13 protein-coding genes are annotated in these 14440 nt (G+C 35.8%); 1 reads left to right on the top strand and 12 read right to left on the bottom strand.

Annotation, left to right across the window (positions count from 1 at the left end):
• Positions 1–11 precede the first annotated feature (11 nt).
• Positions 12–629 (top strand): hypothetical protein, encoded by a 618-nt coding sequence (locus tag CEY12_RS20250; protein WP_089029379.1) that lies wholly within the window; start codon positions 12–14, stop codon positions 627–629.
• 79 nt (positions 630–708) lie between these two features.
• Here the strand turns inward: CEY12_RS20250 and CEY12_RS20245 are convergent, their stop codons facing one another.
• The 12 genes from CEY12_RS20245 to CEY12_RS20190 form a co-directional block, all read right to left on the bottom strand.
• Positions 709–1476 carry an alpha/beta fold hydrolase gene (locus tag CEY12_RS20245; protein ID WP_089029378.1) on the bottom strand — a complete coding sequence of 256 codons (768 nt, stop codon included), beginning with the start codon at positions 1474–1476 and terminating at the stop codon, positions 709–711.
• Between the two features lie 15 nt (positions 1477–1491).
• Positions 1492–2436, bottom strand: coding sequence for an NAD(P)H-dependent flavin oxidoreductase (locus CEY12_RS20240; protein WP_089029953.1), 945 nt, complete (start codon positions 2434–2436; stop codon positions 1492–1494).
• A 112-nt stretch (positions 2437–2548) separates the two neighbouring features.
• Complete coding sequence (locus tag CEY12_RS20235; protein WP_089029377.1) at positions 2549–3046, bottom strand: hypothetical protein; 498 nt, start codon at positions 3044–3046, stop codon at positions 2549–2551.
• Between the two features lie 146 nt (positions 3047–3192).
• Positions 3193–4560 carry a peptidylprolyl isomerase gene (locus CEY12_RS20230; RefSeq protein ID WP_089029376.1) on the bottom strand — a complete coding sequence of 456 codons (1368 nt, stop codon included), beginning with the start codon at positions 4558–4560 and terminating at the stop codon, positions 3193–3195.
• A gap of 87 nt (positions 4561–4647) precedes the next feature.
• Positions 4648–5571 (bottom strand): PfkB family carbohydrate kinase, encoded by a 924-nt coding sequence (locus tag CEY12_RS20225; RefSeq protein ID WP_089029375.1) that lies wholly within the window; start codon positions 5569–5571, stop codon positions 4648–4650.
• A 27-nt stretch (positions 5572–5598) separates the two neighbouring features.
• The gene (gldD, locus tag CEY12_RS20220) at positions 5599–6156 is read right to left on the bottom strand and encodes a gliding motility lipoprotein GldD (RefSeq protein WP_089029374.1); all 558 of its coding nucleotides are present in this window, start codon (positions 6154–6156) and stop codon (positions 5599–5601) included.
• 44 nt (positions 6157–6200) lie between these two features.
• Complete coding sequence (mutY, locus tag CEY12_RS20215) at positions 6201–7235, bottom strand: A/G-specific adenine glycosylase (protein WP_089029952.1); 1035 nt, start codon at positions 7233–7235, stop codon at positions 6201–6203.
• Between the two features lie 96 nt (positions 7236–7331).
• The gene (locus CEY12_RS20210; protein WP_228409739.1) at positions 7332–7805 is read right to left on the bottom strand and encodes a hypothetical protein; all 474 of its coding nucleotides are present in this window, start codon (positions 7803–7805) and stop codon (positions 7332–7334) included.
• 68 nt (positions 7806–7873) lie between these two features.
• On the bottom strand, positions 7874–9235 hold the full coding sequence (locus CEY12_RS20205) for a DUF5458 family protein (RefSeq protein ID WP_089029372.1): 1362 nt from the start codon (positions 9233–9235) through the stop codon (positions 7874–7876).
• A 22-nt stretch (positions 9236–9257) separates the two neighbouring features.
• Entirely contained in the window at positions 9258–9809 is a 552-nt protein-coding gene (locus CEY12_RS20200; protein WP_089029371.1) for a type VI secretion system contractile sheath small subunit, read from the bottom strand.
• 152 nt (positions 9810–9961) lie between these two features.
• Positions 9962–12058 (bottom strand): M13 family metallopeptidase, encoded by a 2097-nt coding sequence (locus CEY12_RS20195; protein WP_089029370.1) that lies wholly within the window; start codon positions 12056–12058, stop codon positions 9962–9964.
• Between the two features lie 262 nt (positions 12059–12320).
• On the bottom strand, positions 12321–14378 hold the full coding sequence (locus tag CEY12_RS20190) for a M13 family metallopeptidase (RefSeq protein ID WP_089029369.1): 2058 nt from the start codon (positions 14376–14378) through the stop codon (positions 12321–12323).
• Between the last annotated feature and the right edge of the window lie 62 nt (positions 14379–14440).

The following is a 14440-nucleotide window of genomic DNA, read 5'->3' as shown; positions in this document are numbered from 1 at the left end:
CGTTCAGAGAAATGAATTTGCAAGAAAGATTTAAGAAGAATCTCCTCCTCCATACCCAGGATCAAAATATTATTGATATTCTATGGAAGGAAATTGAATCCCAATATTCCCAAAAAGAAAGATATTATCATAATCTGGAACATCTGGACAATATGTTTTCAGAAATCGAATTGGTAAAAACCCATATTTCAGATTTTTCGAATATTAGCTTTTCTATATTTTACCATGATGTAATTTATGATGCATCCTCAAAATTAAATGAAGAAAAAAGCGCTGAGCTTGCTAAAAAGAGACTTCAGAAAATCAATAGGGAACAAAAATCTATTGATGAGATTTTTGAACAGATTTTAGCGACCAAAGCCCATCAAAAATCTCATGATAGTGACACCAATTATCTGCTAGATGCTGACTTGTCTATTTTAGGACAAAGTAGTCAGGTTTATCTTGATTATACCAAAAAAATCAGAAAGGAATATTCCATATATCCGGATCTTCTCTATAAACCTGGCAGAAAAAAGGTGCTCCAACATTTTCTGGACTTAGAATACATTTTTAAGACTGATTATTTTAAAAACAGATATGAAAACCAGGCAAGAATGAATATCGAATCTGAATTGAAAAAATTATAAGTTTTGGCTAAAGCCTGAGGCAGGTTATTAATATGATAAGCGGGCTAAAGCCCGCTTCTATTAATTATATCATTTTAGTTTAAAGATTCTGAATAAAATCCACTGCTTTATTCAATACTAAATCCGGAACTTCTTTATGGGGAGTATGCCCGACACCAGGAATAATGTATTTTTCTGATGATCCACTTACCTGCCCGATCGTTTTTTCCACCTGTTCAAGGGTTCCATATTCATCTGATTCTCCCTGGATAAATAATAAAGGACAAGTAATGTCTTTCAGCAGATATTCGATATTCCAGTCTCTGTAGCCTTCCCTGGTCCATGTTTCCGTCCAGGCCTTAAAAAGCATTTCGACCTTATTTCCATGGTATTTTTGTAAACGTTCGGAGAGGTTTGTTGTTTTGTAGGCCTCCCAAGCATCATATACTCCTTTTAAGGTTACTTCTTCCACGAAGATATGTCCAGCTTCACAAATAACAGCTTTTACATTTTTCGGGTATTTACTGGCCGTGATCAAAGCTATCGTCCCTCCATCGCTATGCCCGAACAAGATCGCATCCCTGATATTCAGTTCGATCAACAGATCATTTAGCAGATCCGCTTCCAATTCCATATAGTTGTTGGGCCTTTCTGAGGTTGGCATCGGACTGGATTTACCATACCCCAGGCGATCATACACGAGAACATTACATTGAGAAGCCTCTGAAAGTTTCATGGGAAAATCCCGCCATAACTGGGTACATCCCAGGGAGTCGTGCAGAAAAACCAATGTAGGTCTCTTTTCAAGTGAATGATTGTATTCTATATATAGACTTTCTTCTTTTTCTTCTATTACATCAATCGACATTACATCAGTACTTCATTACAATTTAGGCATTTTCACCTCTTCAAACTCTTTCAATAAGTTGGCAAAGACTTTCTCAACAGGAAGCACATCATTAATCAAAGCAGATACCTGCCCTATTTCCAATTCACCATCTTCCATATCCCCTTCGAACATTCCCTTTTTTGCCCTGGATCTTCCTAATGATGCAGCTAAAGCTCCGGCATCTCTTCCTGACTGGTAAATATTTTCCAGCTCATTAAAAAATTTATTTTTAACCATCCTTACCGGTGCTAATTCTTTTAATGTAAGATGGGTATCTCCTTCGTTCAATTCTGTAATTTTCTTTTTCCAGTTTTCATGAGCACTTGCCTCGTTTGTTGCTGCGAACCGGGAACCAATCTGTACTCCATCTGCCCCCAGGATCATGGCAGCTTTCATTTGGGAACCTAGCGCAATTCCTCCTGCTGCAATAAGCGGTTTAGAGACATGCTGTTTTACGTTGGGAATAAGGCAAAAAGTTGTGGTTTCATCTCTTCCGTTATGGCCTCCTGCCTCAAAACCTTCCGCAACAATAGCGTCTACTCCTGCATCTTCACATTTCACCGCAAATTTCGTTGAAGAAACAACATGTGCTACTTTTATTCCTTCTTTTTGCAATGTTTCTGTGTAGGTTTTGGGATTTCCGGCCGAAGTAAAAACAATTTTCACCCCCTCTTCCAGAATAATCTGAATAATCTCCTCGATATTGGGATAAAGCATCGGAACATTAACCCCGAAAGGCTTATCTGTTGCCGCTTTGCATTTCTGAATATTCTCCCGTAATATATCAGGATACATACTTCCGGCTCCGATCAGACCTAACCCTCCGCAATTGGAAACTGCAGAAGCAAGTCTCCATCCGGAATGCCAGATCATTCCCGCCTGAATAATCGGATATTTTATGTCAAAAAGTTTTGTAATCCTATTTTGTTCTGATTCCATAGTATGCAGCTTTTTGGCTGTACTAAAATCTATAAAATTGCTCATGCTGTAAAAATACTAAAAACAAAGATTTTATTGATTTCTATTGTAAAAATATTCGCTTTAATTTTAATTAAATTTTGTAATGTTTCAGGGTCTCATCAATCATAAAACTGATATCTAAAAACTGTTGAATCAATTCAGATGCATCCCTTTCAATGCTTTCATCATTTAATTCAAACCACCCTTCCATTAGGGTTAGTGGTCCATACTCCATTCCTGCATTAGGCCAATTATTTATCCCATTTGAAAATTGTCTTCTAAACCTATCAGCAAAATCTCTGCTGGTTATTTTATATCCTTTTAATTCTCTAAGCTTGAATGCATGAATATTGTAATATATCCTGTTTTCTCCAATTGTTTTATCGTTAACCCAAATTGAAAAAAAAATCCGGCTTACCGCATTCAGTGGGAATTGCGGATCACCAGACCATTCAGGTTTATAAATTTTAATGACAATAGATTCCAATACCTCATTTACAGCGATGTGAAGACCTAAACGCTCCAGTTGTTTTTTAGAAACTTTAGAAATCACGGACTGAAACTTAGTTTGGTAAAAATTATAATCCATATCAATTATTTTTTAAATGAACAGACCATTATTTGATATCATTCTTTTAAGATCCATTCGAATGAGCAATAAATAGAATAGGCTAAAAGTAATAACTTTTAGCCTATTCTATAAAAAAACCTTCAGAGATTCTGAAGGTTTTTCATTTATTTCTTTAAAGCCTCTTTCTTCCAGTTTCCTTTGAACTTACAAGAGTCATAACGGCTATCTATTGATATGAATGTGGTTGGTAATTTTGAATTAACAAATTTTTCAACCATTTCATTTCGCTTTTTATTAAGTGCCATTTGCTTTATTCTGTCGTAGTCAGTTTCCAGAGTGATCTGGTGAGAAGGAATTACTTCCTCGATTTTTACAATTTTAACTACTTTTCTTTTTCTTTCATCTTCATCATCAAAAGCATTTGTAATGTCATCTTTATTTAAACCTGCCAACTCATAGCTGATCGTTCCAGGAATGCTTTCTCTTTCGATCTTATTAGAACCGTCAGATCCTGCAATCACCCCACCATTGAACTTGGTCTTCTTGTCATCAGAATATTTAAAAGCAGCATCTTTAAATGTAATTTTACCTCCAGCAATTAAAGTCTTGATACTGTCTAATTTTTTTCTGGCAGTTTTCACTTCATCTTCTGTAGGCGTTGCCATTAAAAGAATATGTCTTGCATCATAAATCTTACCTGATTTTTTCACCAATTGAATAATGTGATAACCAAATTCTGACTCTACAGGGTCTGAGATCTCTCCTTCCTGCAGGTTAAGTGCAGCAGCTTCAAATGGCTTCACCATCTGCCCCTTAGATATGTTTTTCATTAAACCTCCGGTAGATGCTGAACCCGGATCCTCTGAATAGATCCTTGCCTGGCTTTCAAATGACTCTCCACCAGCGATATCCTGTTTGATCTTTTTCAATTTATTGATCAATTCGTCCTTATGAGCTTCTGTAAGCTTTGGGTACATCATGATCTGAGCCAGTGAAACCTCATCTTTGATCTCAGGTAACTGCCCTTTATACAAATTATAGAAATCGGTTACCTCATTAGGGGTAACGTCAGCTTTATCAGTAATTCTCTGATATTTCGCCTGTCCATAATACGTATCGGTATCTATTTTTTCAATAGCATTTTTCATTTCATACGCATTTCTGAACTTATAAGCGGTAAGCATTGATTTTTCATCAGGAAACTGAGAAAGCAGCTGCGAATACTTAGCATTTGCCTGGCTCTTAATCGCTGCAGATCTATTTTCAATCAATGTATCTTTTCTAGCTTCAAATACAAGAAGTTTATTGTTGATCAGATTTTCCAAAAACTCACACTTATCCGTCTTGGAAGCTCCCTGCTGTTTCGCATAATTCATCTGTTCGTCTACGTCAGATTCAAGTACGATTTCATCTCCAATTACAGCAGCAATACCATCTACCAAGTCCCCTTGTTTTAGCTGAGCCTTCATGTTGGTAGCAAAGAGCATCACAAAAACTCCAAAAAGAAAAGTGATCTTTAGTTTATTTATCATTTTAATATTTTAAACAAGTTGCAAATTTAGAATTCTTAATGAATTACACTCAATTTTTTATTATAAATATTTCTTAAAAACATTGATTTATTGAAGTTCAATATCAAATGTTGTTAATTCCTTAAATTGTTTCAATCTGCTGAACATATCAGACTCGCTTACTTCCTCAATTCTTTCAGTTCCGAATTTTTCTACAGTAAAGGAAGCCATAGCTGAACCAACAATTAATGCAGATTTCATCGTATCGAAATCAATTTTCCCTTTCTTTGCCAGATATGCAGCAAATCCACCTGCAAAAGTATCTCCGGCACCGGTAGGATCGAAAACATCTTCTAATGGAAGAGCCGGAATCGCAAATACCTGAGTATTATTGAAAAGTAATGCTCCGTGTTCTCCTTTTTTGATAATAACATATTTAGGTCCCATTGTAAGGATCTTCTTAGCCGCTTTCACCAATGAATATTCTCCTGAAAGCTGTCTTGCCTCTTCATCATTAATGGTAATTACATCTGTTTTAGCGATCATATCCATCAAAATATCCAAAGCAGTATCCATCCAGAAATTCATGGTATCCAAAACTACAAGTTTAGGACGTTGATTCATTTTTTCAAGTACTGAAAGCTGAACTCCAGGGTGTAGGTTTCCTAATAATAAGATCTCAGCATCCTGCATAGAATCCGGAATCTTAGGATCAAAATTCTCTAAAACATTCACTTCAGTCGCTAAAGTATCTCTTGTATTTAAATCGTTGTGATATTTTCCTGACCAGAAAAATGTTTTTCCTTCTTTTACAATTTCAAGGCCTTCGATATTGACATCTCTGTCTGTAAACATGTCAAGATGTTCTTGTGGAAAATCTCCACCTACAACAGAAACAATTCCTGATTTTACGCCTAATATTGATGAAGTGATTGCAATGTAAGTGGCTGCACCTCCTAAAATTTTATCTGTTTTACCAAACGGTGTTTCGATTGCGTCAAATGCAACACTTCCAACAACTAAAAGTTTCATATATTTTTCAATGTATTTTAAACTGATTTATTTTTTCCATTCAAAAGTATCCAGCAGGTGTTTCATATCATTCTTGATATAATTTACTGCAGGAGCTAGTGAATCCGGTTTCGGTCTTGTATTAAAGTATAGGTAAGCAGTGACAAAGTGTTTTGTACTGTCTGTAATGTAAAATTGAAGATTAGAAGCACTCTGGCCTTTTAACTCATAAAAGTTTCCGTATACTTTCTTTTCAGGATATTCAAAAGATTTTGTATCGATAGCACTTGCTTTGATCGTGTGTTCGTAGACCATTTTTTCAGCTTCCTTGATATGGTCTGCAAAATCATTCTGAATGGGATAATAGGTAACGAAGATCTTAGCCTTCATTTTCGGATAATTCAGATAATACCAGCACGGCTTTTTAGCATTTGTCATCGTTGCAAAATCTGAATACTCAAAGCTGTAGGCACAGTTAGATTCAAATTTCTGATATTTTGGTGTGGGATACTCCAGACGTAATTCTCCGTACGGCTTTGGAATAGGATCTTTTCCACATGAAAGTAAAAGCAATGAAGCAAATATAAAAATGACTTTTTTAATCATTTTGCAAAAGTACAAATTAGATTTCAGATTTAATACGACAAATTTCAGTCTTTCAATGAGTTTTGAACATAGTTTTCCAAAGGCTTCGGAAAAGATTTATCCTGCCACGCATAGAAGTCCGTTATGAGATATTGATGTTTTTTAATAAAGTCGTCCCAAATTTCTTTTGAGGTGATCCCAACATTATAAATATCTATCGTTACATTTTTATGAGTCAGTTTATGACGAACTGTCTTAAGACCACTTACAAATGGTTCCAATTCATCAGGAATAAAAGCCGGAAACTCAAAAAGTTTCTTCCAGATAAAATCATCTTTTCTCTGCTGAATAGCGAATTGCCCATTATAATGAACAAAATAATACTGCAGATGGAGATCTTCTGTTTTTACTTTTTTTGTTTTGACAGGAAACTCTGAAATCTTATTTAAAGAAAATGCAAGACAGTCATCCTCCAGGGGGCATTCATCACACAGAGGATTTTTAGGTTTACAAATTTCAGAACCGAGATCCATCATTGCCTGATTAAAATCGCCCACATTTTCTGGCATAATTAAAGTGGCCAGCTCGGAAAAATAAGCAAAAGCCCTGGAATTGGAAATATCGAAATCATCAGCGAAAATACGGCTTAGCACCCTGTAAAAGTTTCCATCTACTGCAGGCATATTCCCTGCGAAACAAATACTCGAAATTGCCGCAGCTGTATACTTTCCGACTCCTTTTAATTGTAAAATATCTTCATACTGAGAAGGGAAAACACCATGATAATCGGTCATGATCTGCTGGGCAGCTTTATGAATATTAATAGCTCTGGAATAATACCCCAGTCCTTTCCAATGAAGCAGAACGTCATCTTCTGCAGCTCCTGCCAAAGATTCTACATTTGGAAATCTTTTGATAAAATTATTGTAATGATTAAGCCCCTGTGCTATTCTTGTCTGCTGAAAAACAATTTCACAAATCCATATTTTATAAGGATCTTTTGTTTTTCTGAACGGCAAATCTCTGGCATTTTTCTTATACCAAACCAACAGCTTGTTTCCCACATTAAGAAAGTCGGAACTCTTAAAATTCTTTTCCAAAAAAATGACTCTATTTAAATAATTCAATTTGTGATGCAGTAAAAAGAACCTTCAGCAGGATACTAAAACTGAATCAGGGCAAATGCAAAGATAGAACTATTTACTTTCAGTACCTACAGTGTATACCGGCGCAGATTTAAGCCACTGGTATTTAAGCTTCTTCTCTTCCGCTATAAAGCGATAGCCATTAAGTTTTTTAAGAAAAATATACATGGAGTCTTTTTTAAGTTTCAGTCGCTGATTGGAAAGAAACTGTAATGGATAAGTAACCACAGAATCTCTGGTTGTCTTTTCTGTCATCCCCGACTTCAGTCTGTAAATAAAAATTGATCTTCCCCTACCCGAAGAACTATCCACAAGTTTTATATCTGAGCTTACAAGAACCATATCGCTGCCATCAATGCATTCCTTTTTATTCATAATGTAAGCCTCTCCCTCATGTCTTTCATCTTCAAAAAGATCTTTTTTATAGTAATTCGGACTTTTGTACTCCTTCTCACAACTTATAAAAAACAGAAGGAAAACAGGTATGCAATAGAGAATCCTGAATGTATACATATTAATTTTCATATGAATTGGTAGAAAAAAACCGATGTAAAATTGCATCGGTTTTTATGATTAAGTTAAGATATACTATATTAGTCCTGAGTATACTGAGACTCCCATTCGTTCCCATCATCCCCTTTATGTCCGTCCAATTTAATAACGAAACTTTTTGTAGGGAAATACGGTGTTAAACGAATATCCAGCCATACTCTGTCTTTGTTTACTTTATCTTGCTCGAAACGAACAATTTTGAACTTTTCAATCAGTTTATCTGCTCCTTTGATTCCATCCAGGAAGGTTACAATCTGTCTTCTAAGATCATCCTCATTTTTTGCCGTCCAGTTTTCAAACGCTCTTCTGTTTAAGAAATCCAATAACACTTTTGTTACATAGTCAAATACACGAACTACAGAATAAGTCTGAAGTCCAATATTATCACCAGTAAATAAGGTTTTTGCAGAGAAAGCCATGATCTTACCATATTCATTAACCATAGGAACCAATCCCATTTTTTCCAACTGAGAAATTTCACTTTTCTTCAATTCGAATTTTACAGCATCTACTTCATTGATGTTACCATGCTTTTTACCTGCCGCTACCTGAGACATTAAAGTTTTGTGGATCTTTCCAGCCAGTGAAGTCGAAGGTGGAAGCTCAACATTTTCTTCTTCACCTACTTCTTCTGCTCTTCCACGGCCTACAAGCCAGTTACAGGTCATGATTACATTACTTCTGTGAAGTTCTCCGCCTGTAAGGTTTGCAGAATGGAATAAATCTACAACGTCATCTGGTTTATCAAGATTAGCAAAATCTGTAACCATCATCACTTTGTTTTCGTTACAGATCTTAGCCCATTTTTCGATCACTTTATTAGATCCCAGATATCCTGGAATTGCTAAAAGAGAGTAATTATCTCTGAGATCTAAACGGTCATAATAACTTTTAAATTCTTCAGCAATAGCATCGATGAAGATAGGATTATCCAAATCTGAAAGCTGATCCAAACTTGCGTTAACAATGCTCACATTATCAACTTTATCAAGTTCTGTATTTTTATAAAACTGAGCTACCGTTCTGTAAGATGTTTCCAACTGGCGAACAGTATCCAATGTATTTTTTAAGTTTGTTTTTAAACTATTTTCTGCCTGTTGTGCTTTATTTTTGCACACATCTGCCATTTTATCCGCAGATTCAGCACCTTCTAAAAGACTTACCCAAAGGTTGATCTTTTGAAGCAATTCTTTTCTCTCGTCTCCTTTATTATTATCGGTAAGGAATATTTCTTTCCTGGCCTTTCTTGTCGGATTCATGTTGGCGATACCATCAACAACAGATTCTACAAAACCAAACCCACCAATTTTGTTGAGCTCGGCAAGTGGATTGCCTTTCGGTTGTCCCGAATGTTGCTGCTGCCCTTGTTGCTGGCCTTCTGCCGCCTGTAATTTACTATCCATGATTTAATGTAAAGTCTTTAGGTTATTTTTCAAGTTCTTGTGCCACTTCTTTTAATACTTCCACAAAAGCAGCTCTGGTCTGCTCGTTTTCCAGCATATTACGAAGAATTTTATTTGTTTTTAGCTGGCGTACAATTTTATTATACTGTTCCTGCTCCACGCTAAGTTGTTGCAAATATTCTGATTTCTGCGTAAGATTTTTGGGAGTGAAGTCCGCAAGATTCTGAAAACGGAACTCTTCCTCCACTGCAGTACCATCTTCTGTTTCATGTTGTACACTGATAGAAGGTTGAAAATGCTTGAAGACGTCGTCCACAGTCTTTAATCCTGTTACAATTTCCGGGGTATAAGATTCATCGGTGGTAAGCTGGCTTACAATTAATGACTTATTCTCTTGTATTTCTTGAATAGCTTCATTAGCGTCTACTTTTATCTCGTTTCCGCCAACACCATAATTAAACATTGCCATATTATTATTATTTTGAGATTTTTGATTTTGGTTAGGATTGTCTTTACCCGACGAATCGAATAGGTCGCCAATCCAGTGCTTAAATTTAAAAAAAAACTCTAACATACAAAATTTTGTTAAGATTTTTCTTGAATTATTTAATTATATCTATTTTATCCAGTGTAACTGTGTCATTTTGACTTCACTAAACTATGAAAAATAAATAAAAAAACACATCATCTCTGATGTGTTTTTCTTTTCTAACAATTTTTGGTCTGTTACCAAATTTTTATTCTGTCCTGAGGGGCTTTGTACAGCTTATCTCCAGGTTTTATATCAAATGCTTTAATAAAAGCATCCTGGTTTACCAATGGTCCAAATGCTCTGAAATATCCCGGAGAGTGAGGGTCCGTTTTCACCTGATTCACCATATACTGGTCTGTAGATTTTGTTCTCCATACCGTAGCCCAGCTCATAAAGAATCTTTGATCCTGATTAAATCCACTGATCAATCCCGGATTCCCGTGGTCTTTAAGGTACATTTGTAATGCGTCATATGCTACAGCTACTCCGCCAAGATCCCCAATATTTTCACCACTTGTAAATTTGCCATTTACAAAGCTTCCTTTTACCGGCTCATATCCATTATACTGTGCCGCCAATTGTCCTACTTTTGCATCGAAGTTCTTACGGTCTGTATCTGTCCACCAGTTATTCAGGTTTCCATCACCATCGAAACGGGATCCGCTATCATCAAAACCGTGAGAAATTTCATGGCCGATAACTGCACCGATTCCACCAAAATTCACAGCCGCATCTGCTTTAGGGTTGTAGAAAGGTGGCTGAAGAATAGCAGCAGGGAAAACGATCTCATTATTAGAACCGCTATAATAAGCGTTTACCGTTTGTGGAGTCATTCCCCATTCTGTTTTATCAACCGGTTTTCCAACTTTCTCTAAACTTCTCTGATATTGCCATGCTGAAACATTCTGCAGGTTTGAATAAAGGGTTGCACCTTGACTTGGAGCGTCTACTTTCAGCGCCGTATAGTCTTTCCATTTATCCGGATAAGCAATTTTCACCGTGAATTTTGACAATTTCTCCTGAGCTTTTACCTTTGTTTCAGGCGACATCCAATCCATATCATTAATATGGGTTTTAAATGACTTTAAAATATAATCGATGTAGGTTTCCATCTGCTGTTTTGCTTCAGGAGTAAAATATTTCTCTACGTACAATTTTCCAAAAGCCTCACCCAGAACTCCATTTACAAGACCTAAGCCTCTTTTATTCATTGGACGCTGTTCTTTTTGGCCCTGAAGATATTTTGAATAAAAATCAAAACGGATTTGTTCTAACCCTTCATCAAGGTTACTGGCATTTCCATTAATCAGGTGATATTTCAAATAATCTTTTAATAAAGGTAAATTCTTTTGTGTCAGGAATTGATCCATATTCTGGTAGTATTTCAACTCACCGACAATTACTTTATCTGTTTTTACCCCTGCATCTGCTAAATATTTGGCAAGGTTGATATTTTTCACCAAACCTGATAACTCAGATACATTTTTAGGGTTGTATCTTAAATTAGCATCTCTGTTCTGCTCAAGAGTTAAAAGATAATTAGCCAATTGTTTTTCAAAAGCAACAACATTTTCAGCAGACTGGGTAGAATTTTTGTACCCCAATACCCCAAACAGCTTACCAACATACGTTGTATATTCAGCTAATGTCTTTGTATTGGCATCATTTACTTTTTGATAATAATCTCTTCCCAACCCAAGGTCTGGTCCGCCAAGATATACTGCATTCATTTTAGAATTCTTCATATCTGCACTTACTCTCCATCCGTAGAAAGAATTATCGCCTAATCTTGTAGCTTCTAAAAGATACTTCTGTAAATCATTAAGGTTTTTAATGGCATCAATTTTAGCAAGATCTCCTTTTATAGGAGCAAGACCGTCAGCATTTCTTTTACTGGTGTCCATAAAAGATGCGTATAAATTCTGAATTTTTTGTCCTTCAGATCCATCGGAATATTTTTCGGATAAAATTTTATTTAAAATATCCAAAGAAGCATCATCTACATTTTCTCTCAATGCATTAAAAGATCCCCAACTTGCTTTATCAGAAGGGATCTGAGTAGTTTTCACCCAGTTTCCATTCACATAATTGAAAAAGTCATCTTGTGGACGGATGCTTTTATCCATGTATGATAAATTAATTCCTTCTTCTTTCATCTCTTCTTTTACTGGTTGTACAGCAGCAACCGTAGTTTCTGTCTTAGTTGTTTTTTCGGCAGTTTTAGTCGTACCGCATGAATTTAAAAATACTATACCCGAGAAGGCAAGTATACCAATATTTAGCTTTTTCATTAAAGATCGTTTTTAATTTTACACAAACTTATCAAATATACGAATTTTAGCAATGTGGGAATGGGTAAATTGCGAACTCGTTAAAAGTTATGAATTATGAGTTGTGAGATATGAATTATAGGGTTCGGGCTCCGAGATCCGGGGTTGTTACCAAGGGTTGGAAGATTTAATTCGTCTATATCATCAACTATTACCTGCTATCTGCCACCTAATACCTAATAAACAAAAAAGCCGCTCATTTCTGAGCGGCGTATCATTTATATTACCAGATTTTGATTCTGTCCTGAGGAGCTTTGTATAATTTATCTCCTTGTTTTACGTCGAATGCTTTATAGAATGCATCAACATTGATTAGCGGACCAAAACTTCTGAAATATCCAGGAGAGTGTGGGTCTGTTTTAACCTGGTTGGTCATGTATTTCTCACTTGACAATGTTCTCCAAACTGTCGCCCAGCTTAAGAAGAATCTCTGATCTTGTGTAAATCCACTGATTACTCCAGGGTTTCCTTTATCTTTCAGATACATTTGTAATGCATCATAAGCAATATTTACCCCACCTAAGTCAGCAATATTTTCACCGTTTGTGAATGTTCCGTTTACGAAAGTTCCTTTTACTGGCTCATATTTGTCATATTGAGCGGCTAAAGCTTTTGTAGCTTTCTCAAAGTTGGTTTTATCTTCCGGAGTCCACCAGTCAACAAGGTTACCATCAGCGTCAAATTGTGCTCCTGAATCATCAAATCCATGGCTCATTTCATGACCAATTACTGCTCCAATTCCACCAAAGTTTACAGCAGCATCTGCCTGTGGATTGAAGAATGGCGGTTGAAGAATAGCAGCTGGGAATACAATCTCATTATTTACCGGGTTATAATAAGCATTTACAGTTTGTGGAGTCATTCCCCATTCTGTTTTGTCTACCGGTTTTCCAATTTTAGCTAAATCTTTGTTGTATTGCCATTCAGCAACATTCTGAAGGTTTTGATACAAAGTTCCTCCTTTAGATTCCGGAGTGATCGTCAATTTAGAATAATCTTTCCATTTATCCGGGTAAGCAACTTTTACTGTAAATTTATTAAGCTTGTTCAATGCCTTTTCTTTTGTTGTAGAAGACATCCATGCTAAGTTGTTGATGTGTACAACAAAACTTTTCTTTAAATAATTAATCAATTCCACCATCTGAGCTTTAGCTTCAGCCGGGAAATATTTTTCAACATATAATTTACCAAAAGCTTCACCTAAAGAACCGTTGATCAACTCATATCCTCTTTTGTTCAATGCTCTTTGTTCCTGCTGACCTCTTAGATATTTACCATAGAAAGCAAATCTCATATTTCCAAGGTTCTCACTTAAATAAGCAGCACTGCCATTGATCAAATGGAATTTCAGATAATCTTTGATTACAGGAAGGTTGTTAGTACTTACCAACTGGTCAAAGTTTTTGTAGTATCCTAATTCCCCAATGATCACTTTATCTGAATCCACACCTACCTTTTTCAGATAAGCAACAAGATCAACATTTTTTACCAGGGCAGAAAGTTCAGCCATAGTTTTAGGGTTATACTGAAGTGTATTATCACGGCTTTGCTCGTTTGTTAAATAGGTCTTAGCAATGCTTTTTTCATAATCAACAATCCCTTTTGCAGCTTCATCCGCATTTTTATATCCTAATTCTTTTAACATTGAAGCCACATACTTTTGATATTCAGCAATCGCTTCAGTGTTTTTATCATTTACTTTCTGATAATAATCTCTTCCAAGACCTAAAGATGCATTTCCAAGGTAGATTGCATTCATTTTAGAATCTTTAAGATCGGCATCTACACCCCATCCGTATAAAGTGTTCTCCCCTTCTTTTGTTACAGAGATCAGATAAGTCTGCAAATCAGAAAGATTTTTAATCGCATCAATTTTAGCTATGTTAGCCTGAATAGGCTTAATACCATCTGCATTTCTCTTCTGCAAATTCATGTAGGTAGCATACAGATCCTGAATTTTTTTCCCTTCACTTCCGTCAGCAAATTTATCTTTCAGAAGAGAGTTTAAAATTGTCATTGAATTATTATCTGTATCATCTGCCAATTTATTGAAGCTTCCCCAAGTTGGTTTATCAGAAGGAATTTTGGCTGTTTTCATCCACGTTCCACTCACGTAGTTATAAAAATCATCCTGTGGACGTACAGATTTGTCCATCAAGCTAAGGTCTAAACCTTTATCTGTTGTACTCATTACTGTTTTAGTTGTTTTAGCCTGAGCACTCACCATATTTTGTGAGCAAATTCCCGCTAATAGAAACAAAGAAAGCGTTAGTTTTTTCATTATAATAACAATTTATATAATATGTCTTTTTATTTAAACATTTGTTACGTTTACAAAAACAA

This window comes from Chryseobacterium sp. T16E-39 (genome assembly GCF_002216065.1).
GTDB lineage: Bacteria > Bacteroidota > Bacteroidia > Flavobacteriales > Weeksellaceae > Chryseobacterium.
Note: the sequence above shows the minus strand (reverse complement) of the source record. Positions and strands in the feature narration are given on the sequence as shown.